This is a genomic window from Rhodoferax sp., assembly GCF_023701345.1.
GTDB lineage: Bacteria > Pseudomonadota > Gammaproteobacteria > Burkholderiales > Burkholderiaceae_C > Rhodoferax.
On record NZ_JAMPXE010000050.1, the window covers coordinates 1 to 22,833 of the forward strand.

Consider the following 22,833-nt stretch of genomic DNA (forward strand, 5'->3'; position numbering starts at 1 on the left):
CTGGTGTTTGTCATCAACTGCAACCTGCAGCGCCTGGACGGCCCGGTGCGCGGCAACGGCAAGATCATTCAGGAGCTGGAAGGCACTTTCCGCGGTGCCGGCTGGAACGTGATCAAGCTGCTCTGGGGCAGCAACTGGGACCCGCTGCTGGCGCGCGACAAGGACGGCGCCCTGCGCAAGCTCATGATGGACACGCTCGACGGCGACTACCAGACCTTCAAGTCCAACGACGGCGCCTATGTGCGCAAGCATTTCTTTGGCCGTGATCCGAAGACGCTGGAGATGGTGGCCAAGATGAGCGATGACGACATCTGGAACCTGCGCCGCGGTGGCCACGACCCGCAAAAGGTGTACGCCGCCTACCACGCTGCGGTCAACCACAAGGGCCAGCCGACCGTGCTGCTGATCAAGACCGTCAAGGGTTTTGGCATGGGCAAAAGCGGCGAGGGCAAGAACAATGTGCACCAGACCAAGAAACTCACCGACGAAGACATCAAGATCTTCCGCGACCGTTTCAACATCCCGATCCCCGACAGCCAGATTGCCGACATTCCGTTCTACAAACCGGCCGACGACACGCCGGAAATGAAATACCTGCACGAGCGCCGCAAGGCCCTGGGCGGCTATCTGCCGCACCGCCGCACCAAGGCCGACGAGCACTTTACCGTGCCGGCACTCGAAGTGTTCAAGAGCGTCATCGAGCCCACGGCGGAAGGCCGCGAAATTTCCACCACGCAGGCCTATGTGCGCTTTTTGACGCAGTTGCTGCGTGACCAGGCGCTGGGTCCGCGCGTGGTGCCGATTCTGGTCGATGAAGGCCGCACCTTCGGCATGGAAGGCCTGTTCCGCCAGATCGGCATCTACAACCCCGATGGCCAGCAATACACCCCGGTTGATAAAGACCAGGTGATGTACTACAAAGAAGACGTCAAGGGCCAGGTGTTGCAGGAGGGCATCAACGAAGCCGGTGGCATGGCCAGCTGGATCGCGGCGGCCACCAGCTACTCCACCAGCAACCGCATCATGGTGCCGTTCTACGTGTACTACTCCATGTTCGGCTTCCAGCGCATTGGCGACCTGGCCTGGGCTGCCGGCGACATGCAGGCGCGCGGCTTTTTGCTGGGCGGCACCAGCGGGCGCACCACGCTCAATGGCGAGGGCCTGCAGCACGAAGACGGCCACAGCCACATTCTGGCCGGCACGATTCCGAATTGCGTCAGCTACGACCCGACCTTCGCCCATGAAGTCGGCGTGATCCTGCACCACGGCCTCAAGCGCATGGTCGAAAAACAGGAAAACGTCTATTACTACATCACCCTGCTCAATGAAAACTACGCCATGCCAGGTCTGACGCCGGGCACCGAAGAGCAGATCATCAAGGGCATGTACCTGTGCAAACCGGGTGCGGCTGGCGCGGCCGGACCGCGCGTGCAGTTGCTGGGCTCGGGCACCATCCTGCGCGAGAGCTTTGTCGCCCAAACCCTGCTGGCCCAGGACTGGGGCGTGAGCGCCGATGTCTGGAGCTGCCCCAGCTTCAACGAACTGGCGCGTGATGGCCAGGCCTGCGAACGTGACAACCTGCTGCACCCCACGGACCAGCCGAAACTGTCGTTTGTGGCGCAACAGCTCGCCGGCCACGACGGCCCGGTGGTGGCGTCGACCGACTACATGAAGGCCTACGCCGAGCAGATCCGTTCGTTCATTCCGAAGGGCCGTACCTACAAGGTGCTGGGCACCGACGGCTATGGCCGCAGCGACTTCCGCTCCAAGCTGCGCGAACACTTCGAGATCAACCGCCACTACATCGTGGTCGCGGCCCTCAAGGCGCTCAGCGAAGACGGCAAGGTGCCGGTCAGCAAAGTGGCCGAGGCCATTGCCAAGTACGGCATCGACACCGACAAAGTGAACCCTTTGTACGCTTGAGCCAACAACAAAATAAGGAAGAACAACATGGCAATCATAGAAGTGTCAGTCCCGGACATTGGGGACTTTGATGAAGTAACCGTCATTGAATTGATGGTCAAACCCGGCGACAGCGTCAAGGCCGAGCAAAGCCTGATCACGGTCGAATCGGACAAGGCTTCGATGGAAATCCCGTCGAGCCACGCCGGCGTGGTCAAGGAACTCAAGGTCGCCCTGGGCGACAAGGTTAAAAAAGGTTCACTGATACTGATGCTCGAAGTGGCTGGCGATGCCGCTGCGCCAGCACCGGCTCCGGTAGCCGCTGCTGCGGCACCAGTTGCCGCGCCTGCCGCAGCCCCCGCATCGGCACCCGCTGTCGCGGTGAGTGGCCCGGTCGAAGTGCGTGTGCCCGACATTGGCGACTTCAAGGACGTGACCGTGATCGAGATCATGGTCAAGGCAAGTGACAGCGTCAAGCAGGAGCAAAGCCTGATCACCGTCGAGTCGGACAAGGCCTCGATGGAAATCCCGTCGAGCGCCGCCGGTGTCATCAAGGAGCTCAAGGTCAAGCTTGGTGACAAGGTCAACATTGGCGACCTGCTGGCGATTCTGGAAGGCAGTGTGACCACGGCCGCTGCAGCAGCGCCAACCCCCGCGTCTGCGCCTGTCCCGGCAGCTGCAGCGCCAGTGGCAGCCGCAGCAGCGCCCGCAGCAGCGCTGGCTGCACCGGCCCACATCCCTACGGCGACCCCGTCGCTGGGCCTGCCCCACGCCTCGCCCTCGGTGCGCAAGTTTGCCCGCGAACTCGGCGTGCCACTGGCAGAAGTCAAGGGCAGCGGCTTGAAAGGCCGCATCACCGACCACGACGTGCAAGCCTTCACCCGCTCGGTCATGAGTGGCGCGGTGCAAACCGTGGCGGCGCAGGCGCAAGGCAAGAGCGCTGGCACTGGCGGCAACGACGGCGCCGGCCTGGGCCTGATCCCCTGGCCCAAGGTCGACTTTGCCAAGTTCGGCCCGATCGAGCGCAAGGAGATGAGCCGCATCAAGAAGATCAGCGGCGCCAACCTGTTGCGCAACGCCATCATGATTCCGGCGGTGACCAACCATGACGACTGCGACATCACCGACCTCGAAGCCTTCCGTGTCGCCACCAACAAGGAAAACGAGAAAAGCGGCGTCAAGGTCACGATGCTGGCCTTCCTGATCAAGGCCTGCGTGGCCGCGCTCAAGAAATACCCCGAGTTCAACAGCAGCCTGGACGGCGATGCGCTGATCTACAAGCAGTATTTCCACATCGGTTTTGCCGCCGACACACCCAATGGCCTGATGGTGCCGGTGATCAAGGATGCCGATAAAAAAGGCATCTTCCAGATCAGCACCGAAATGGGCGAACTCGCCAAGAAGGCGCGCGACGGCAAACTGAGCCCGGCCGAAATGTCGGGCGCCAGCTTCACCATCAGCAGCCTGGGCGGCATTGGCGGGCGTTATTTCACGCCCATCATCAACGCGCCCGAGGTTGCCATCCTGGGCGTCTGCCGCTCGACCATCGAGCCCATCTGGGACGGCAAGGCGTTCCAGCCGCGTTTGATGCTGCCGCTCAGCTTGACCTGGGACCACCGCGTGATCGACGGCGCCGCTGCGGCCCGCTTCAACGTCTATCTGGGCCAGATCCTCGGCGATTTCCGCAGGGTCCTGCTCTGATTTTCTCGTCATTGCGAGCGAAGCGCGGCAATCCATGAACCCACAATGCATGGATCGCCACGTCGCTTCGCTCCTCGCGATGACGAAGTCAAATAGCCTCTCCTAATTAGAAAGAGAAATATGGCACTCATCGACATCAAGGTCCCCGACATTGGCGACTTCGCTGAAGTCACCGTCATTGAACTGCTGGTCAAGCCCGGCGACAGCGTCAAGGCCGAGCAAAGCCTGATCACCGTGGAGTCCGACAAGGCCTCCATGGAAATCCCTTGCAGCCACGCCGGCGTGGTCAAGGAGATCAAGATTGCCCTGGGCGACAAGGTTTCCGAAGGCTCGCTCTTGCTGGTGCTGGAATCCGCTGACGCAGTCGTGGCCAGCGCCCCCGCGAACCCTGTCATTGCGAGCGAAGCGAAGCAATCCACGGATGGATTGCCACGGGCCGATGGCCCTCGCAATGACGTCTCTGCTGCACCCGCCCCCGTCGCCGCCAGCTTTGCCGGCAGCGCCGACCTCGACTGCGACCTGCTGGTGCTCGGCGCCGGCCCGGGCGGCTATTCGGCCGCGTTCCGCGCCGCCGACCTTGGCCTCAAGGTGATTCTGGTCGAGCGTTATGCCCAACTCGGTGGCGTCTGTCTGAACGTGGGCTGCATCCCGAGCAAGGCGCTGCTGCATGTGGCCGCCGTCATCGACGAAGTGAGCCACCTCAGCGCCCTGGGTGTGGACTTTGGCAAGCCGGTGGTCAATGTCGATACCCTGCGCGGCCACAAGGAAAAGGTTATCGGCAAGCTCACCGGCGGCCTCGCCGCCATGGCCAAGATGCGCAAGGTCACCGTGGTGCGCGGCTACGGCGCCTTTGTCGGCGCCAACCATGTGCAGGTCGAGGAAACTACCGGAACTTCGCAGGAGAAAACCGGCAAGAGCCAGACCATTGCGTTCAAGAAGTGCATCATCGCCGCCGGCAGCCAGGCGGTGCGCCTGCCTTTCATGCCCGACGATCCGCGCGTGGTGGATTCGACAGGCGCGCTGGCGCTGAAAGAAGTGCCCAAGCGCATGCTGATTCTGGGCGGCGGCATCATCGGCCTGGAAATGGGCACGGTGTACAGCACGCTGGGCGCGCGCCTGGACGTGGTCGAAATGCTCGACGGCCTGATGCAGGGCGCCGACCGCGACCTGGTCAAGATCTGGCAGAAGATGAACGCGCCGCGTTTCGACAACATCATGCTCAAGACCAAAACCGTGGGCGCCAAAGCCACTCCCGAGGGCATCGAGGTGACGTTCGCGCCAGCCGAGGAGGGCGGCACCGCCCCCGCGCCGCAGGTGTACGACCTGGTGCTGCAGGCGGTCGGCCGCACACCCAACGGCAAGAAGATTGCCGCTGACAAGGCCGGTGTGGCCGTGACAGACCGTGGCTTCATCAATGTTGACATCCAGATGCGCACCAACGTGCCCCACATCTTTGCCATTGGTGACATCGTCGGCCAGCCCATGCTGGCGCACAAGGCGGTGCACGAGGCGCATGTGGCGGCGGAAGTGATCGCCGGGGAACTGCAGGGCAACAAGGAACTGGCGGCAGCTGCCTTCAACGCCCGCGTCATCCCGAGCGTGGCCTACACCGACCCCGAAGTGGCCTGGGTCGGCCTGACCGAAGACCAGGCGAAAGCCCAGGGCATCAAGGTCAAAAAAGGCTTGTTCCCGTGGAACGCTTCCGGCCGCGCCATTGCCAATGGCCGCGACGAAGGCGTCACCAAACTGCTGTTTGATGATTCACCCGAGGCGCACGGCCACGGCAAGATTCTGGGCGGCGGCATGGTCGGCACCCACGCCGGCGACATGATCGGTGAGATTGCGCTGGCGATCGAGATGGGCGCCGATGCGGTCGATATCGGCAAGACGATTCATCCGCACCCGACGCTGGGCGAGAGCATCGGCATGGCGGCCGAAGTGGCGCACGGCAGTTGCACCGATTTGCCGCCGGTGCGCAAATAGACCAAGCATCCAAGCTACCCTGCATAGCCCGAGCCCTCACCGGTTCGGGCTATGGGCAACGCTTGTTGCCGCAGTTGGGGCAGGCGCTGACGCCCGGCAGTGGTATGTGCAAGAGGCAACGGTGCAGAACTGGACGATGGTGCTGGCGTTGAACGCGTAGACCGAAGCATCGAGTTCCAGCCCGAACGGCTCCGTGGCGCACAGGGGACGAGCCAAGCCAATCAAGTGCTGGGCGAAATCGTCTGGCCGCGAAAGCCCATGTGACAGAGCATGAGTTGCGCAAATACGGGCTTGCCTTGGTGCATGACGGTTTTGGGCGGGGACTCGCAAAAAACCAACAGTTTGAAGCTCGACGACGTTCAAATCGAGACCAGACTCAAACAGAAAATTTGACAAAAAATTCATTAACTTACGACGTTCCGATGTAACAACGTGTGGAACATTACTGGTTTACCATGAAAGTATGCTGAAGGAGATTGCCATGAAATGGATTACCCGCTCGCATGTCCACGTTGATCGCGTCGCTTGTCCGTGGCTCATCACCCGCTTTATCGATAGCGAAGCGGAGTTTTTATTTGTGCCCAAGAATCAAATCGATAAAGTTGCCAGGGAAACAGGCGCGATCCCGTTTGACGCGCCCGGCGTGGAACTCGGACATCATGATGGCCGTTGCTCCTTTGAATCCATCATTTTGAAGTATGAATTGAAAGAGCCGGGTTTGTTGCGGCTGGCAAAAATCGTCCATGCCGCGGACGTCGGCGCGGATATCGACCAGGATCCGCTTGCGCGCGGACTGGAAGCAATTGCCAGCGGCTATGGTCTGCGCTTTCCGGATGATCTGGAAAACCTGCAGCACCAGCTCGAAGTTTACGACGCGCTGTATGCGTGGTGCCGGCTGGATGTGGCGGGGAAATGACGCCAGATGGATTTGAAAATTCTCTTCGCGACACGCATCGTCCGCCTTTTTTGCTACGGATTCCTGTCACTCATCCTGGCTCTTTATCTTGCGCAAGTCGGGCTGACTGAGCAGCAAATCGGTTTGCTGTTCTCGCTGACACTGGCCGGCGACGCCGCAGTTTCATTGTGGTTGACCACGTCTGCGGACCGGTTTGGCCGGCGGCGCACTTTGCAGATTGGCGCGCTGTTGATGCTGGGCGCGGGACTCGTGTTCATTCTGACGAATAACATTGTCTTGCTGATGGCCGCCGCAATCATTGGCGTCATCAGCCCGAGCGGGAACGAGATCGGACCGTTTCTTTCGGTCGAACAAGCCGGTCTGAGCCAGATCATTCCCGACGAAAAGCGCACGCAGGTCTTCGCCTGGTACAACCTGGCGGGTTCGTTTGCGACCGCCACCGGCGCGCTTGGCGGTGGCTGGGTGGCGCAAATCCTGCAGGACCGCGGCTGGCTGGCGCTGGACGCGTACCGGGTGGTGCTGGGCGCTTACGCCGCCGGTGGTCTGATTTTGACGCTGCTTTTCCTGACCGTGTCATCGGCCGTCGAAGTGCAGAAAAAGATTCCAGCCGAGACAAAACTTGTTTTGGGACTGCACCGCTCGCGCCCCGTGGTGCTGCGCTTGTCAGCATTGTTCGCGCTAGACGCATTCGCGGGCGGCCTCATTCTGCAGAGCATGATCGCGTATTGGTTCCATATCAAATTTGGCGTGGACACAGGCGTGCTGGGAAGCCTCTTTTTTGGCGCAAATATTCTGGCGGGGATTTCGGCATTGCTGGCGGTGCCCCTGGCGAAGCGCTTTGGCTTGATCAACACCATGGTCTTCACCCATGTTCCCTCCAACCTGTTGTTGGTGCTTGTGCCCTTGATGCCGAACCTGCCCCTGGCCATCGGCCTGCTGCTGGCGCGTTTCAGCATTTCGCAGATGGATGTACCCACGCGGCAGTCGTATACGATGGCCGTCGTTTCGGCGGATGAGCGCTCGGCCGCGGCGGGCGTGACGGGCATTGCGCGTTCGGTCGGCGCATCGCTCTCGCCGGCGTTGACAGGAATTTTTCTGGCCAGCCCGGCCTTGCTCAGCGTTCCTTTCTTTCTATGTGGCGGCCTGAAACTCGTGTATGACCTGGCGCTCTATCGAAGTTTTAGCACGCTGAAACCGCCGGAAGAAAATATGGGCCAAACCGGCGCTAAATTTCTTTGACCTGGCGGCAGCCTGAGCAGCCGGGCGCTGTCGGGCCGGCCGCCATAGCCGGAACATCCGCTCATGGCTCAGTGTGTTGCTTCGCACGCCCCTGCATTGATCAGCGGCATCAGCTTGGGCGCCAGCACCTTCAGCAATTGCACCGGCAGGCCGCTGGTGAAGTCGTAGGCGGCGGCCTGCGCGCCCGGCACGTAGGCGATGATGGTGCCGAAGAAGCGCTCGTCGATGTTGAACACGAAAGTCGCCGAGCGGTTCACCACGCGCGATTTAATCAGGCGGCCACCCGCGCCGTAGGTATCGAAGCGCTGATCGCCGGTGCCGGTCTTGCCGCCGACCGGAATGATGCTGCCGTCAGGCCGCACAAAGGCCTGCTTCACGCGTCTTGCGGTGCCGTCTTCCACCACCAGCCGGATCGCGCCGCGCACCGCTTGCGCCACTTCCGGCGCCAGCACCCGTTGCGCCTGGCCTGGCTTGTATTGCAGCACGGTTTCATAGGGCGTGGCGGCAGCGAAGTGCAGCGACTTGATGCGCGTGGCCGGTTTGCGCACGCCGTCGTTGACCAGGATCCCCATCATTTCCGCCAGCGCGGCGGGACGGTCGGCCGAGGCCCCGAGCGCGCTCGCATACGACGGCACCAAAGAATCGAAGGGGTAACCCATAGCCGCCCATTGACGGTGGATTTCCAGAAACCCTTCGCCTTCGAGCAAGCCCAGAATCCGCTTGTCCTGCGCATGCTTGCGATGGGTCGAAAACAGCCAGGAATACACCGCCTGGCGCTCGGCGACACTGGCCTGCATCACTTGTGTCTGGCTCGCCCCCGGATGCTTGCGCAGGTAGCCGACCAGCCACAACTCCAGCGGATGCACGCTCGCCAGATAGCCGCGGTCGGCCAGCGACATCTGCTCTGGCGCGTATTGCGCGTAGAGTTTGGCCAGCCTCGGCTCGGCCGGGTCGATGCCGTCGGGCAGATGCTCTTTTACGAAAGCGGTGAACTGCTCGAGCGGCGCATCCGGCAAAAGGGTGCGGAAGATGGCAGCCAGTCGCGACACGGTCGGACGCACGCCCTCCAATAGCAACTCCTGCGCCTGTTGCGCGGTTTTGCCCTGGTACTTGACCAGGAAGCGGCGCATGAAGACCTGCCCCTCGCGGTCGGCGAAACGCGCCAGATACGCGGCGCGGCGCGGGTCGTCGGCGTCCTGCAGCAGCCTGGCCGAGGAGCCGGGGGTCAGGAACATGTAGTGGTGAACGATATCGCGCATCAGCCGGATGAACACCAGATTGACCGAATTGCGCAGCCCGTCACGCACCGACATCACTTTGCCGTTGTCCTCGCGCGTGAAGTTGTCGAAGTGGTGCAGCCCGCCGCCGGTGAAAAAGCCTTCGGCGTTATTGGCCGAATAGCGCCGCTCCAGCGCCGCATCCAGCATCGCGCCCAGGCCCTTATCCTGCGCAGTCAGAAAATAATCGGCCGCCCAGCGCGTCAGCACGTCCTTGCGGTCGATTTCGACTGCGCGCAATTGCTTGTCATCCAGTGCCGACAGCCGCTGGTGCAGCTTGTCCATGATGTCGAGATAGGTGACCAGCGTGCGCAGCTTGGCGGTCGAGCCGAGGTCGAGCTTGGTGCCTTCGTTGATATTGAGCGGCTGGTCGAAGTTATCGGTTTGCACCCGCAGGTAATTGGTATCGGCGCCGCGCTCATACAGCGTGAAGCTGTACACCACCTTGGCCGGGTCGCCGCGCGCCAGCAGCTGCCTGGCTGACAGTCCGGCCGTTGCGGCGCTGGCCGGTTCGCGCAATTCCCGCAACAGGGTGGTCACCGCCGTCTGCACCGGCGCATCGAGCGTGCTGGCCACGCTCAGATCGAGGCGGTCCAGATCGTACAGGCGGCTGCCGCCGAGCAGGCCGGCCAGATGGGTGCGCACCGCATTGGCCGCCTTCTGCGTGACGAAGGAAACCGTAGCCACCGGCACCTTGTCGGCACGCCGGTTCAGCTTCGCCTTGAGCGCCGCATCGCGCAGCGCCGGGGTGATCACGCCGGCGCTGCCCAGCAGGCGCAGATGGCTGTCGGTGAGTTGCTCCAGTTCGGCCTCATCGGCGCCGAAATAATACGAGGGGCGGCGCTGCGAGATCAGCAGGCTCAGCGACTGCTTGTACAGAAGCGCCTGCTCGTCGAGATCGCCATGCTGCGCGGCCGCGTTTTTCAGGATGCGGTTGACTTCGTTGAAATCGCGCCCGTACCAGACCCACAAACCATCGCCCAGGCCATGCACTTCGCCAAAGCCGGCCTTGGCTGACAGCGGCATCGTATTCAGGTAGCCCAGCACGATCTGGCGCCGCACCGCGCCGGTATCCTCGCCCTGCTGGTAGGCGCGCAAGGCGGCCGACACCATCTGCTGCAGTTTCTCCTGGATCGATGACGTGCGTCCTTCGGAAGAATGGCGGTATTTCTCGATCTGGGTTGCCAGTGTGCTGCCGCCGGGCGTTCTGCCATCGCCGGTGATCGCACTCCTGGCCTTGATCAGCACCGCATTGGCCAGCCGGTCCCACTCCACTGCCGGGTTGCGCTTCGGATGGCTGGGGTCGAGCAGTTCACGGTTCTCGATGAACAGCAGGCTCTGCACCAGAATCGGCGCGATATCGTCAAAGCGTTCAAAAACCCGTTTCGGATAACGCTCCTGAAACAGGCTGTCGTTGTGACAATCGAGAATGCTCAGACCGCTCTGGGTCTTTTCAGGATAGGGGGCGAAATAACCCTGGTCCACGATCTGCGCCATGCCGGTCGAGATTCGTGCCTGCTGGACGATCTCGAAATCCCGGCTCCTGAGCTGGCCGAGAAACACCGGCAACCCGGCATAACCGAGCCTGTCGTCATACGGCGCACTCCGGGGGAAACGGATGGACGGACTCGGTCCCGCGCCTGGCGCATAGGTCGCTTTGCTGGCCAGGCCAGCAAAAAAACGCGCCTGGTAATTCGAAGTTCGCATCTCCCGGGCGACCAGCAGCCCAACGACGACCAGCAATAGCAGCACGGAAGATGCCAATACGATCTTGGACCAGAAAAAAAATGAAACCCACTTTCCCTGCATACGCATCGTCCTGAATCTCTTTGGTAGTTTGCTCTGTGCGGGCCATGCCGCGCGACACATTGCTGAATATACAAACTTCCAGTCGGCGCGCGGCAGTCGCACTGATTTTTGTCATTGAAGGGGCAGCCAGCTTGGCTTAACCTGCACAACATAGTAGAGTTCACACCAACTAACCACTGGAGCGACCATCATGATCTACAAATTCAAATCCCAAGTTGCCGCAGATGTCATCATGCTCAAGTCCAATGGGGATCAGATGCTCGCCATTATTGGCAAAGAACCCGCAGCGCAGGGCATCATCACCGCGGCCCAAATTCCTGCCGCCATTGCCGCACTGGAATCAGCCATTGTGCTGCACGAGGAAGTTGAAGCCCGTCGTCGTGCCAACCCTGGCCTTCAAATTGAAGTCGAAGGCGACAGCACCATGTTGCGTCAACGCGCAGCGCCCTTCATCGATTTGCTCAGAACCTGCGCGCAGGCGGGCAAAGATGTCGTCTGGGGCGTGTGAATTCAGGAGCACCCCATGAAACGACTGACTGCGCAAGACTTTGACCAGGAGCTGTTGATCCTGTTTGATGCCTACGTCCACGGCACCATTGACCGGCGCGGTTTTCTGGCGGGGGCGCAAAAATTTGCCGTTGGCGGCATGAGCGCCAGCATGCTGTTGGCCGCGCTGAGCCCCAATTTTGCGCAGGCACAGCAAGTGAAACCGGATGACCAGCGGCTCAGGAGCGAGCGGTTGTCGTATCCGTCTCGCGACGGCCATGGCACGGTCAACGGCTACCTGGTCCGTCCGGCCAGCGCCAGCGGCCCCTTGCCCGCCATTCTGGTGGCGCATGAAAACCGGGGCTTGAACCCGCACATCGAAGACATCGCGCGGCGCCTGGCGCTGGATGGTTTCATGGCCTTTGCGCCGGATGCACTGACGCCGCTGGGGGGTTACCCGGGCGACGAGGACAAGGCGCGCGAACTGTTTGCCAAGCTTGACCAGGCCAAAACCCGGGAAGACTTTGTGGCTGGCGCACGTTACCTGAAACATCGCGCCGACGGCAGCGGCAAAGTCGGCGTGGTGGGCTTTTGCTGGGGTGGCGGCGTGGCGCATGTGCTGGCCACGCGCCTGCCCGAGCTTGGCGCTGCCGTGCCTTTTTATGGCAACCACCCGCCTGCTGACGAGGCTGCCAAGGTCAAGGCCCCGCTGCTGATACATTTTGCTGCTGTCGATGAACGCATCAATGCCGCCTGGCCGACCTATGAGGCCGCTTTGAAGGCGGCCGGCGTGCGCTACAAGGCGCATGTGTATGCGGACACCCAGCATGGTTTCAACAATGACACCACACCGCGCTTTGATGCTGCCAGTGCCAAACTGGCCTGGCAGCGCACGCTGGCATTTTTTGAGAAAACTTTGCGCGGGTAGGGTGCTTGGGAGGGTTCACAAGTGCGGGTGGTCTGCCTATACTGAGCGCCTTGAACTCCACTGGGAGTGCAATATCAACCATGACGGAGACAAGCACCATGCATCCTGTTTCATCTGATTTGCTGGCTTTGCAGCGCCTGTATTTTTGGGAAAAGACGGCACCCGAACAGGTTGCGTTGACCCAGCCGATGGGCGGCGGTGTCACACGGGACTTCACCTGGGCGCAAGTGGGCGATGAAGTTCGGCGCATGGCAAGCCACCTTCAAGCCCAGGGCTGGGAGCCCGGCACCAAAGTGGCCATTTTGTCCAAAAACTGTGCCTGGTGGCTGATGAGTGACCTGGCGATCTGGATGGCCGGCTACGTGTCGGTACCTCTGTACCCCACGTTGGCACATGGCACGGTGCGGCAGATTTTGTCGCACAGCGAGGCGCGGGCCTGTTTTGTCGGCAAGCTTGACGACTGGGAATTGATGAAACCCGGCGTGCCAGCCGACATGCCCTGCATCAGTTACCCACTTTCACCCGCAGATGCCGTCAAGCGTTTTGAGGGCTGGGACGCCATCAACGCCCGCAATGAGCCGCTTCAGGGCGAGGTGGTGCGTGATGCCGATGAACTCGCCACGCTGATCTACACCTCCGGCACCACCGGCATGCCCAAGGGCGTGATGCACAGCTTTGCCAATTTCTCCTGGGCGATCGGCACCGGTGCTACCAGTGTGGGCATGACACAGCAAGACCGCATGCTGTCCTACCTGCCGCTGGCCCATGTGGTCGAGCGCGTGCTGGTGGAGCATGGCTGGCTGCTCACCGGCATGCACGTGTTTTTTGCCGAATCGCTCGACACCTTTGCCACCGACCTGCAGCGCGCGCGCCCCACCATTTTCTTTTCGGTGCCCAGGCTGTGGGTCAAGTTCCAGCACGGCGTGCACCACAAATTGCCGCCCGCCAAGCTCAACCGGCTGCTCTCCATTCCCCTCATTGGCGGCCTGGTGCGGCGCAAGATACAAAAAGCGCTGGGGCTGGACCAATGCCGCTTTGCCGCCGGCGGCGCCGCGCCCATGCCGGTGCCGCTGCTGGCCTGGTACCGCAAGCTCGGTCTGCCCATCAACGAAGGTTATGGCATGACCGAAAACCTGGCGGTCTCCAACCTGACGCTACCAGGGCAAAACATGGAGGGCTCGGTTGGCCCTGCCTACCCGGGGGTTGATATCCGCATTGAAGCGACCAGCGGCGAGATCCAGATGCGCAGCCCGGCGTTGATGCAGGGCTACTACAAAGAACCTGAAGCGACCCGCGATTCTTTCACCGCCGACGGTTGGTTGCACACCGGGGACAAGGGCCACATCGACGCGCAGGGCAACCTGCACATCACCGGGCGCGTCAAGGACCTGTTCAAAACCAGCAAGGGCAAATACGTGGCGCCCGCGCCCATCGAAGACAAGCTGGTCATGCACGAATTGGTGGAGGCCTGCGTGGTGACCGGGGCCAATCTGGGTCAGCCGCTGGGCATCGTGATGCTCAACGCCGAAGCCGTGGCGCGTGCCGCAGACCCGGCCAGGCGCGGCCTGGTCGAAGCGGCGCTGGCGCAACACCTGAAAACCATCAATGCCAGCCTCGACCCGCACGAGCAGCTCAAATGCCTGGTTGTCGCCACCACCGCGTGGACTGTCGAGAACGACATCGTGACGCCCACCTTCAAGGTCAAGAGAAACCGTATCGAGGACATCTATTCAGCCAATTACGCCCGCTGGGAAGAATCGGGTCAGCCGGTGATCTGGCAAGGCAGCTGAGACTTCCTTCAGTTCAAGCCGTCTGAAACCGGTACGAAAGTCTGGTGTGCAGTCAGGTTCACGATCAAAAATTCAAGACGAGGGCGGCTTTTATGGACCAAGCTACTGACAGTCTCTTGACCCGCCTGGGCAATGGTTTGCGTGCCCGTCTGGGTGGGTCGTCGCCAGAGGCAGAACCAGCTCTGCCGGCCGCACTGCAAGCACATGCTGACAAAATCACCAGCGCTGGGCAAGCGCTGTTGCAGGTGCGTGATGGCGATCATGTGTTTGTTGGCACCGCCTGCGCCACCCCGCGCGCGCTGGTGGCGGCGCTGGAGGCCTGCAAACCACGCCCCTCCGACGTGGAACTGGTGCACTTCCTGACCGACCATGCGGTGCCTCACGACGAGCAGGGGCGCTGCACCTCACATTACCGGCACCGCACTTTTTTTGTCGGCCAGGACATGCGCGCAGCCGTGAAACAGGGGCTGGCCGAGTATGTGCCGATGTCGATTGCCAGGGTGCCGGGACTGATCGCGATTGGCCGCATTTCGGTCGATGTGGCCTTGATCCAGGTGTCCTTGCCCGACGAGTTCGGTTATGTCAGCCTGGGCATCTCGGTGGACGTGATCCCGGCTGCCGTGGCCAGGGCCCGGCTGGTGATTGCCGAGGTGAACCCGGCCATGCCGCGCTCCATGGGCGACTCCACCCTGCACATCAGCCAGATCCACCAGCTGGTGCTGGTCGACACCCCGGTCATCGAGTTTGTGCATCCGGCCACGTCCGGGCCGGCCATGGAGCAGATTGCGCGCTACATCAGCGGCATCATCGAGGACGGCTCCACGCTGCAAATCGGGCTCGGCCGCATCACCAACGAAGCGCTCAAACATCTGGCCGACCGCAAAGACCTCGGCATCCACTCCGATGTGGTGACCGACGCCATCATTCCGCTGCTGGAGCGCGGCATTCTGACCGGCAAGCGCAAAAGCAGCCAGGTCGGCAAGATCGTGACCAGCTTTGCCATGGGCTCGCGCCGGCTCTATGACCTGATCGACCGCAACCCGCTGTTTTCGTTTCAGCCGATCGAGACGGTTTGCCACAGCGCCACCATTGCCGCGCAGCACCGCATGGTGTCGGTCACCCAGGCCTTTGCCATCGACCTCACGGGCCAGGTCTGTGTGGACCAGCTGCAGGGCGACTACTACAGCGGCATGGCGGCGCAGATGGAGTTTCTCGAAGGGGCCTCCTTGTCCGAAGGCGGCAAGCCCATCATTTGCCTGACCTCCACCGAAGACGACGGCGAAACCTCGCGCATCCGGGCCATGCTGCAGCCGGGGGAAGGTGCCAGCCTGCCGCGCACGGCGGTGCACTACGTCATCACCGAATTCGGCATTGCCTACCTGTTTGGCAAGTCCATCCGCGAGCGCGCGGTGGCGCTGATTGAAGTGGCGCACCCCAAGTTTCGGGCCGAACTGTTTGCGCAGGCCCAGGCGCTGGGCTACTTGCCGCCCGGGCAAACGTTGCACAACATGCGCGCCTATCCGGTGGAAGAAGAGCAGGGCGTGGTGCTGCGCGACAAAAGGCAGGTGTTGCTGCGCCCGGCCACCTCGTCGGATGGCGAGGCCATTCGCGCGCTGTTTCATTGTTTGCCGCAACAAGACGTGTACACCCGGTTTTTTCGCAAGGTGCGCGGCCTGTCCAACAAGGACGTGCAACGCCTGTGCAACCTTAACTTTGAGTCCGAGGTGGCTTTTGTCGCAGCCGTCGGCAGCCGGGAAAACGCACAGATCGTGGCCCAGGCTTGTTATTTTGTCGACCCCTCCACCAATCTGGCCGAAACCGCTTTCATGGTGCACCCGGACTGGCAGGGCTGCGGCCTGGGGTCCAGCCTGCAGGCGTGCATGGTGCGCCATGCCAAGGCGCGCGGTGTGCGCGGCTTTCTGGCAGAAATCCTGCCCGACAACGACAAGATGATCCGGCTGGCCCGCAATGGCTCGCTGCAGGTCAGTACCGAGCCCACCCTGGACACCGTGCGCGTGACCACCTTGTTCTAAGGCGTTTTGCCAAACCTTGACTGGATTCTCATGCCGACCGACTACCCCGAGCAGGTGCTCACCCACCATTTGCAACGCATGCTTGGTGACGTTGACGCCGAGGCCCTGCAGCTTTTGCGAAGTCACCTGACGTGGTTTGAACTGGCCGCCGGCGCAACCCTGATGCGCCAGGGCGATCCCGGCGACGCCATGTACCTGTCGATCAGCGGGCGCCTGCGGGCCTCGGTGCTGGGCGACGACGGCGCTGAACACATGGTGCGCGAGATGGGGCGCGGCGAGGTGATTGGTGAAATGAGCCTGTACACCGACGAGCCGCGCAGCGCCACGGTGGTGGCCATTCGCAACTCGGTGCTGGTGCGCCTGGCCAAGTCCGAGTTCGCCAGCCTGCTGGCCAGCAGCGCGCAAATGTCGATTGCGCTGACCCGCCAGATGATCAAGCGCCTCACCAGCACCAGCCCGCGCACGGCGGTGCCGCCGCCGGTGGCCATGGCGCTGCTGCCCGTCACGGCGGGGGTGGACGCGGCCGACTTCGCCCGCCGCCTGGCCGCCCAGTTGGGCCACATGGGCAAGGTCTGCGTGGTCGATGCCGCCAGTCTCGATGCCGCCCTGCAGCAGCCGGGCCTGGCGCAAAGCGCGGTCATCGATGCCGCCGCCAACCGCCGCATTGCCCTGCACCTGGACCAACTGGAACTGGCGCACGACTTCGTGCTGCTGGTGGGCGATGCCGATGCCAGCGCCTGGACGCAACGCTGCAGCCGCCACAGCGACGAGATTTTGCTGCTGGCCGATGCCAGCCAGCCCCCCGTGCTGCACGAAACAGAAACCACCTGCCTGATGCAGCGGGAAGGGCAGAGCGACGCGGCGCAGATTCTGGTGCTGCTGCACGACGCTGCGCTGCGCTGCCCCAAAGGCACCCGCCAATGGCTGGCGCGCCGCCCGGTCACCGACCATGTGCATGTGCGCCCGGCGCTGGACAGCGACATGGCACGGCTGGCGCGCATCCAGAGCCGCACCGCGGTGGGCCTGGTGCTGGCCGGTGGCGGCGCCAAGGGGCTGGCGCACCTGGGGCTGTACCAGGCGCTGCAGGAGCGCGGCCTGGTGGTTGACTTTGTCGGTGGCACCAGCATTGGCGCCATCATGGCGGCCATGGTCGCCTCGGACCAGCCGCTGGCAACCGTGCTGCCGATTGCGCGCGCCGCCTTTGCCGACAAACCCACCGGTGACTTCAACCTGCTGCCGCTGATTTCGCTGATTCGCGGACGCCGCATGCGCCGCATTCTGCAGGTGGCGCTGGAGCACATCTTCGGCCACCCGGCCGACATCGAAGACACCTGGAAAAACTACTTCTGCGTGGCCAGCAACTACACCAAGGCCTGCGAGCAGGTCATCAGCCATGGGCCGCTGACCCAGTCGCTGCTGGCCAGCACCGCCATCCCCGGCGCGTTCCCGCCGGTGCCGCTGGCGGGTGAGCTGCTGTTTGACGGCGGCACCTTCAACAACTTTCCGGTCAGCATCATGCGCAAGCGCCGGGGCGTTGGCCAGGTGATCGGCATGGACCTGGCCGTGCGCAAGCCCAAGCCCGTGGCGTTTGAAGAAGTGCCGGGCACCTGGGCGCTGTTGCGCGACCGCCTGCGAGCGCGCCCGCAGCGCCGCTACAAGCTGCCCTCGTTCATGGCCTATCTGCTCAATGTCAACATCATGTACAGCAACTCACGCCAGGACGAATCGCGCCGCCTGACCGACCTCTACTTCAGCCCGCCGCTGGAGCGCGTCGGCATGTTGCAGTGGCAGCGCTTTGACAGCATCGCCAGGCAGGGTTATGACTACGCCTGCGAGGTGCTGGACGCCATGCCTGAAGACCAGCTCAGGGCGTTCCGGTCGCGTGCCTGAGGGGCGGCGTATTTGCTGCGGCCCTTGCTGCGCCGCTTCAATTCGGCGCTGGCCGAGAGCTGAAGCCAGCGGCACCGGCCGGACGTGCTTGTTTATGCACTTGCACAGTTGTCTAAATGATCGCTCACATAGTTAGACAGTTGACTAACTTGGGCATCTGATGTTTTGAGGCCACATGTAACTGTCTAAATGCAAGCTGTCTAATTTAGACACTTGCATTCCAGCTGGCTATCTATATAGTTGCAACTGTCTAATAAAGAAACAGTGAGTCATCTCATGTTAACTAGCGTTGCGCTGCTTGAAGGGGCTGGTATCTCGCGTGCCACCCTGAACAACTACATTGCCGTTGGCTTGCTGCCCCGGCCCGAGGTGCGCCGGCAAGCGGCGGTGCCGGGCGAGGCGCCCACCACGCTGGGCTATTTCCCGGATTGGGCGCTGGAGCGCATCCGGCAGATCCAGCAACTCAAGCGTGATGGTGCCAGCATGGACGACATCAGGCACCAGCTGGCCGATGCGGCAGAACCCGTCACGCAGACGGCACCGCCACTGCCAGCCGCCAGAGCGCCGGCTGACAAGCCCCCGGTGGTTGAAAAACGCAGCGCCACGGCCACGGTCCAGGCCAGCGAATCGGTCCAGGTCTCGGTGGAAAACATTCCTTATGCGGCCTACATGGTCAATTTCGAGTTTCAGTTGATCTGGCTTAACGCGCTGGCCCAGAAAGAATTCTTTGCCGGCAACCAGATCCCGGAGCGCGCCGTCGATCGCTCGATTGTGCCGACCCTGCTCGACTGGGCGGCCGACCTGCCCGCGCTGGAGCAGTCCAACCTGTTCAATGCCCATCTGGGCCTGATCAAGAGCCGTTTGCCGCGCCAGACCTTCAGCCAGAATCTGGGTGACCTGCCTGATGCGCAGCGGCACTGGCTGATGACCTGTTACGACCAATGCCCCGAGCCCGACAACCGCCTGCAGCACATTGTTGGCCTGATGCACCCGGACCCCGACATCGGTCCCTGCCAGGTGGTGGCCTTGAGCTTTCGCGAAGGCGTGTTGATTGTCTATGTGCCCGACAAGCAGGATGTGAATCAGCTGTTGAACTCTATATCGCGACGCGACACGCTCATTCGCAATTTGCTGAGCCAGCGTCTGCCGGTGCTGACGCCGCTGGCCGTGATGGTGGCCGACCTGCAAAACTCGGTGCGCATTTGTTCCGAGCTGCCGCCCGAGGATTACTTCGCGCTGATCAACCAGATCTGGTCCACGCTCGACCCGATCTTCCGGGAATATTACGGCGCCTATGGCAAGCACACGGGTGACGGCATGGTCTATTACTTCTTTCCGCAGCCCGACCGCAATTACCTGATGAACGCCGTGCTGTGCGCCAACAAGGTGCGCGAAACCATGCAAAGCATCAGCCATGACTGGAAGGTGCGCAAGGGCTGGACCAACCAGTTGTACATGAACATCGGGCTTAGCGAGGGCGAGGAATGGCTCGGCACCTTCAAGACCAACACCAATTTTGAACTGGTGGTGCTGGGTGAAACCATCAACATCTGCGGCAGATTGTCCGACCTGGCGCGTTTTGGCAAAGTCTGGGCCACCAAGGGCCTGATCAGCAAGCTGTCCAACAACGAACGCGCCAAGATCCGTTACGGCGTGGAGCGTGACACCCCCGAGGGCAAGGTGTTTGTCAACAACTCCTATGCCCAGGTGACCACGCTCTTGTCCAGCAACGAGCCGCGCCATGCCAAACTGATGGACATCGCCACCTGCGCCGTGGCCGAGGTGCTGCCCAAGCTTTGAGCATTCCGCGATGATTTTGGCTGCATGGTCAAATCGCCTGTGTGGCGAAAAGTGAGGCGGGTTTTCAGGATTCACATGACCCAGGTCAAAATTTTTTGATGTCCTTGTGAGTTGCCCACAATTTCTGTGGATAACTTTGTGAGTAAATACCCTGATAAACGTCGCCAAATGGCTCTGCGCTTGGTTTGTGTTACTTTGATGACAAATTAATCAGTAAAAAACTCAATGAAATCAATGATGTATTACGAGGAGTCACAAATGCCTGCTAGCTTTTTTAAGTTTTGCAGCATCGTGAACAACTGTGGGCAATTGGCTATCGCGTTGCTGGCGCCAGGTGATTTGGCATGAGCCCGGCAGCGTCTTTTGAGCCGGTTTCCGGCAGTGTCTGGTCGGTCGGCGCGCTGTGCCGCGCCATTGCCGATGCGCTGCAGGCACGCTTCAACCCGGTGACGGTGCGCGGCGAGTTGTCCGGGTTTTCACGCGCTGCCAGCGGTCACTGTTATTTCTCGCTGAAAGATGCCTCCGGGCAACTGCGTTGCGCCATGTTCAAGCGTGCCGCCGGCGGCCTGGACTTTGCGCCGCGTGATGGCGAGCTGGTGGAAGTGCAGGGGCGTCTGGGCATTTATGAGCCGCGCGGCGACCTGCAACTGATCGTGGAGGGCATGCGCCGCGCCGGCCAGGGCAGTCTGTTTGAGGAATTCCTCAAGCGCAAGGCCAGGCTGGAAGCCGAGGGCTTGTTTGATGCCGCCCGCAAGCGCGCGCTGCCGGTGATGCCGCGTGCCATCGGGCTGGTGACCTCGCTCGGCGCGGCCGCCCTGCACGATGTGGTCAGCGCCTTGCAGCGGCGCGTGCCGCACATTCCGGTGGTGCTGGCGCCGGCCTCGGTGCAAGGCGCCAATGCGCCGGCCGAGTTGATGGCCGCGCTGAGCGCTTTGTACCAATTGAACAGCGTGCCGATTGACGTGATTCTGCTGGTGCGCGGCGGCGGTGCGCTGGAAGACCTGTGGGCCTTCAACGACGAGGCACTGGCACGGCTGATGGTGCAAAGCCCGGTGCCGATCATTTGTGGCGTCGGCCACGAGACCGACTTCACCATTGCCGACTTCGTGGCCGACCTGCGCGCGCCCACGCCCACCGCCGCCGCCGAGCTGGTGGCGCAGCCGCGCGAGGCCTGGCTGGGCGCGCTGGAGCTGGCGCAGCGGCGCTTGGGTGATGCCGTGCTGCGCCAGCTTGACCGCCAGGGCCAGCGGCTGGACCGGGCCGTTGCGCGCCTGGGGCGACCCTCGGAGCGCCTGGCCAGCCAGCGCCTGCGGCTGGCGGCCAGTGCCCATGGCCTGCAAAGCGCGGCCCGGCATTTTTTGCAGCAAAAGGAACAGCATCAGCAGCGCCTGGCGGCCCAATTGCCCACCGCCCTGCAGCGCGCCTGGCAGCAGCAGGCGCAGCGGCTGGAGCGGGCCGGCCTGCGCCTGAACCTGCTCGACCCGCAGCTGGTGCTGGCGCGCGGTTACGCCATGCTGTCCGACGAGCAGGGCAACACCATTGCCAGTTGCCGGCAGACCGCGCCGGGCCAGGCGGTCAAGGCTACCCTTGTTGACGGCACGGTTGATTTGAGAGTCGTGTAAGCTACTCTCCGGAAGTTTTTACAATTTCATTTCTGCAACTCAACACCGAGGATCACATGGAACATACTTTGCCCGCCCTGCCTTTTGCGATGGATGCCCTGGCACCCCACTATTCACAGGAAACCCTGGAATACCACTACGGCAAGCACCACAACGCGTATGTGGTCAACCTCAACAACCTGCAAAAGGGCACCGAGTTTGAAAGCATGGACCTCGAGTCCATCGTCAAGAAATCCAGCGCCGGCATCTACAACAATGCCGCCCAGATCTGGAACCACACCTTCTTCTGGAATTGCATGACCCCCAACGGCGGCGGTGAACCCAGCGGCGCGCTGGCGGCTGCCATCAACGCCAAGTGGGGCTCTTACGCCGCGTTCAAGGAAGCCTTCGTCAAGAGTGCTGTCGGCAACTTCGGCTCCGGCTGGACCTGGCTGGTGAAAAAGGCCGACGGTTCGGTGGACATCGTCAACATGGGTGCTGCCGGCACGCCCCTGACCACCGCCGACAAGGCGCTGTTGACGGTTGACGTCTGGGAGCACGCCTATTACATCGACTACCGCAACCTGCGTCCCAAATATGTGGAAACCTTCTTGAGCAACCTGGTGAACTGGCGCTTCGCTGAAGCCAACTTTGCCTGAGACCTTGCCAAGGCACTAATCAGTTGGGGTCAGAGCACGTCGCTGCGCGAGTGGTCTGACCCGCAAGCTTCAAGTAAGCCACCCTCGGGTGGTTTTTTTTGTGCCGATCACTGTTGCCGGTCAGCGGGCAATCTGCGCCGCCAGGGCCTCGCCCATTGTTGTCGTCGAAGCATCGCCGCCCAGATCAGGCGTGCGCGGGCCTTGTTTCAAAACAGTCTCGATGGCCGCGACGATGGCATCGTGCGCCTGGCGCATCACGCCTTGCCCATCACCCAGAAAGTCCAGCATCAGCGCACCCGACCAAATCATGGCCACCGGGTTGGCAATGTTCTTGCCGTAGATGTCGGGCGCCGAGCCATGCACCGGCTCGAACAGCGACGGAAAGACACGCTCCGGGTTGAGGTTGGCCGAAGGCGCCAGGCCGATGGTGCCGGTGGTGGCCGGGCCCAGATCCGACAGGATGTCGCCAAACAGGTTGGTGGCCGCCACCACGTCAAAGCGGCCGGGCTGCAGCACGAAGCGCGCGGACAGGATGTCGATGTGCTGCTTGTCCAGCGTCACCTCGGGGTAGGCGCTGGCCACCGCATCGGCCCGGCTGTTCCACCAGGGCATGCTGATGGCGATGCCGTTGGACTTGGTGGCCAGCGTCAGGTGCTTGCGCGGGCGGCTTTGGGCCAGCTCAAACGCGTATTTCAGCAGCCGGTCGGCGCCGTGGCGCGAATAGACCGACTCCTGGATCACGATTTCGCGCTCGGTGCCCTCGTACATGATGCCGCCCAGCGCGGTGTATTCGCCCTCGGTGTTCTCGCGCACCACAAA

General features: G+C 62.2%; 15 protein-coding genes. 13 read left to right on the plus strand and 2 right to left on the minus strand.

Going from position 1 to position 22,833, the window contains the following annotated elements:
- From aceE to NDI87_RS08755, 5 genes are all read left to right on the plus strand, one after another.
- Nucleotides 1–1,923 (plus strand): pyruvate dehydrogenase (acetyl-transferring), homodimeric type (aceE, locus tag NDI87_RS08735; protein ID WP_296274822.1); only part of this gene is annotated, 1,923 nt, incomplete at its 5' end.
- A gap of 27 nt (nt 1,924–1,950) precedes the next feature.
- Nucleotides 1,951–3,603: a dihydrolipoyllysine-residue acetyltransferase gene (aceF, locus tag NDI87_RS08740; protein WP_296274823.1), complete on the plus strand. Its 1,653-nt coding sequence runs from the start codon at nt 1,951–1,953 to the stop codon at nt 3,601–3,603.
- A 120-nt stretch (nt 3,604–3,723) separates the two neighbouring features.
- Complete coding sequence (lpdA, locus tag NDI87_RS08745) at nt 3,724–5,586, plus strand: dihydrolipoyl dehydrogenase (protein WP_296274824.1); 1,863 nt, start codon at nt 3,724–3,726, stop codon at nt 5,584–5,586.
- 481 nt (nt 5,587–6,067) lie between these two features.
- The gene (locus tag NDI87_RS08750; protein ID WP_296274825.1) at nt 6,068–6,502 is read left to right on the plus strand and encodes a chromate resistance protein ChrB domain-containing protein; all 435 of its coding nucleotides are present in this window, start codon (nt 6,068–6,070) and stop codon (nt 6,500–6,502) included.
- 6 nt (nt 6,503–6,508) lie between these two features.
- Nucleotides 6,509–7,741, plus strand: coding sequence for an MFS transporter (locus NDI87_RS08755; RefSeq protein ID WP_296274826.1), 1,233 nt, complete (start codon nt 6,509–6,511; stop codon nt 7,739–7,741).
- A gap of 68 nt (nt 7,742–7,809) precedes the next feature.
- Here NDI87_RS08755 and NDI87_RS08760 read toward each other — a convergent pair whose 3' ends face one another.
- Nucleotides 7,810–10,827: a transglycosylase domain-containing protein gene (locus NDI87_RS08760; RefSeq protein ID WP_296274827.1), complete on the minus strand. Its 3,018-nt coding sequence runs from the start codon at nt 10,825–10,827 to the stop codon at nt 7,810–7,812.
- A gap of 190 nt (nt 10,828–11,017) precedes the next feature.
- On the opposite strand from NDI87_RS08760, the gene NDI87_RS08765 reads away from it, so the two are divergent.
- The 8 genes from NDI87_RS08765 (at nt 11,018) to NDI87_RS08800 (ending at nt 22,014) form a co-directional block, all read left to right on the plus strand.
- Complete coding sequence (locus tag NDI87_RS08765) at nt 11,018–11,335, plus strand: DUF1840 domain-containing protein (protein WP_296274828.1); 318 nt, start codon at nt 11,018–11,020, stop codon at nt 11,333–11,335.
- Nucleotides 11,336–11,350: 15 nt separating this feature from the next.
- Nucleotides 11,351–12,241, plus strand: coding sequence for a dienelactone hydrolase family protein (locus NDI87_RS08770; RefSeq protein ID WP_296274829.1), 891 nt, complete (start codon nt 11,351–11,353; stop codon nt 12,239–12,241).
- 98 nt (nt 12,242–12,339) lie between these two features.
- Entirely contained in the window at nt 12,340–14,031 is a 1,692-nt protein-coding gene (locus tag NDI87_RS08775) for an AMP-binding protein (RefSeq protein WP_296274830.1), read from the plus strand.
- A 92-nt stretch (nt 14,032–14,123) separates the two neighbouring features.
- Nucleotides 14,124–16,064 carry a bifunctional acetyl-CoA hydrolase/transferase family protein/GNAT family N-acetyltransferase gene (locus NDI87_RS08780; RefSeq protein WP_296274831.1) on the plus strand — a complete coding sequence of 647 codons (1,941 nt, stop codon included), beginning with the start codon at nt 14,124–14,126 and terminating at the stop codon, nt 16,062–16,064.
- A gap of 30 nt (nt 16,065–16,094) precedes the next feature.
- Complete coding sequence (locus tag NDI87_RS08785; RefSeq protein WP_296274832.1) at nt 16,095–17,954, plus strand: patatin-like phospholipase family protein; 1,860 nt, start codon at nt 16,095–16,097, stop codon at nt 17,952–17,954.
- Nucleotides 17,955–18,230: 276 nt separating this feature from the next.
- Nucleotides 18,231–19,754: an adenylate/guanylate cyclase domain-containing protein gene (locus NDI87_RS08790; RefSeq protein ID WP_296274833.1), complete on the plus strand. Its 1,524-nt coding sequence runs from the start codon at nt 18,231–18,233 to the stop codon at nt 19,752–19,754.
- 344 nt (nt 19,755–20,098) lie between these two features.
- On the plus strand, nt 20,099–21,376 hold the full coding sequence (gene xseA / locus NDI87_RS08795) for an exodeoxyribonuclease VII large subunit (protein ID WP_296274834.1): 1,278 nt from the start codon (nt 20,099–20,101) through the stop codon (nt 21,374–21,376).
- 56 nt (nt 21,377–21,432) lie between these two features.
- Nucleotides 21,433–22,014, plus strand: coding sequence for a Fe-Mn family superoxide dismutase (locus tag NDI87_RS08800; protein ID WP_296274835.1), 582 nt, complete (start codon nt 21,433–21,435; stop codon nt 22,012–22,014).
- 120 nt (nt 22,015–22,134) lie between these two features.
- Here the strand turns inward: NDI87_RS08800 and NDI87_RS08805 are convergent.
- A partial coding sequence (locus NDI87_RS08805; RefSeq protein WP_296274836.1) for an isocitrate/isopropylmalate family dehydrogenase occupies nt 22,135–22,833 on the minus strand: 699 nt, incomplete at its 5' end.